Origin of the sequence: Crossiella sp. S99.2, assembly GCF_023094165.1 — a bacterium.
In the GTDB taxonomy this organism is placed as follows: Bacteria; Actinomycetota; Actinomycetes; order Mycobacteriales; family Pseudonocardiaceae; genus Crossiella.
Window position 1 is genome coordinate 1 of the sequence record NZ_JALMDK010000038.1, and the last position, 1436, is coordinate 1436.

The following is a 1436-nucleotide window of genomic DNA, read 5'->3' on the forward strand; positions in this document are numbered from 1 at the left end:
TGAACTGCTCCCCGGAAGTTGGACTGAGAATTCAGTTCCAGCTTCCGGGGAGCAGTCGTATGGACGCACGGAGTTCGTTGTCGGAAGCGCAGCGCGAGGCGGCTGTGGCGTTGTTCGAGCGTGGCTGGGGTGACAACGCGGCCGCGAGGTCGCTGGGCGTGGCGCGCTGGCCGGTGCGGAGGCTGTATCAACGGTGGAAGCTCCATGGCAGGCTTGCGCTGGTGAGTAAGCCTGCCAAGCGGTCGTTCTCCTTCGAGTTCAAGCTCGACGCGGTGCGGCGTTTCCTGGGAGGCGAGGCAGCCACGGAGCTGGCCGCCGAGCTGGGGCTGTCCTCTCCCACCTTGCTCAAGACGTGGGCGCGGACCTACCGGCGTGACGGGCAGGACGGACTGCGCCCGAAGCCGAAAGGCAGGCCACCACGCGCATCGGATAACACGCCTGGCCAGGTCAGCGAGCTGGAACGGCTGCGGCAGGAGAACGCCAGGCTCCAGGCGGAGGTCGCCTACCTGGGAAAACTGCGGGCCTTGAGGGAACAAGGACAGCGGTGAAGGTCCACGCCGTCCTGTCTCTCAAGGCTGAACACTCCCTGGAGCTGTTGCTGGCTGTCTCAGGGCTGGCCCGCTCGACGTTCTTCCACCACCAGGCCCGCCAGGGGCGGCCCGATCCCCAGGCGAGGCTCAAAGAGGCGATCACCACGACCTTCGAGGCCACCAGGCGCCGCGGGCATCGCGTCGTGCACCACGCACTGCGTGAAGCCGGGTGGCGGGTCGCGAAGAAGACCGTGCTCACGCTGATGCGTGAACTGGACCTGGTCTGCACGATCCGCCGGCGACGACGCTATGTCTCCTACCAGGGCACGGTCGGCGCGGTCGCGGACAACGTGTTGAACCGGGAGTTCACCGCCACCGCCCCGAACCAGAAGTGGGTCACCGACGTCACCGAGTTCGGCATCGGGGACCGCAAGGTCTACCTCTCGCCGATGATGGACCTGTTCGACCGGCAGATCATCTCCTACGCGGTCAGCCCCTCACCCAGTCTGGAGTTGACCAACTCCTGCCTGCGGGACGCGCTGGCGACTCTGGAGACGGGCCAGACGCCGCTGGTGCATTCCGACCAGGGCTTTCAATACCAGCACCAGTCCTGGCGAGGCCTGCTGGCAGAGGCGGGCGCCACGCAGTCGATGTCACGCAAGGCCAACTGCTACGACAACGCCGTGATCGAGAGCTTCTTCGGTCACCTCAAGGAAGAGATGTTCCACCACACCAGCTACCTGAGCATCGAGGCGTTCACCACCGCGCTGGCCGACTACATCACCTGGTTCAACACCAGCCGGGGCCACACACACTGCGAGGGTCTGAGCCCGGTGCGATACCGGGCACAGACCCTCGCTGCCTAGACTCTCAGTTACCGAGTCCAACTTCCGGGGAGCAGTTCAC

Annotated in this window: 2 protein-coding genes; both read left to right on the top strand. The window is 65.6% G+C overall.

What is annotated here, in order from left to right; translation table 11 throughout:
• A partial coding sequence (locus tag MZC64_RS47450; RefSeq protein ID WP_247766270.1) for a helix-turn-helix domain-containing protein occupies positions 1 to 548 on the top strand: 548 nt, incomplete at its 5' end.
• A complete protein-coding gene (locus tag MZC64_RS47455; protein WP_247766271.1) occupies positions 545 to 1396 on the top strand; it encodes an IS3 family transposase in 852 nt (283 codons plus the stop codon). The genes MZC64_RS47450 and MZC64_RS47455, both read left to right, overlap by 4 nt.
• Positions 1397 to 1436: the final 40 nt, after the last annotated feature.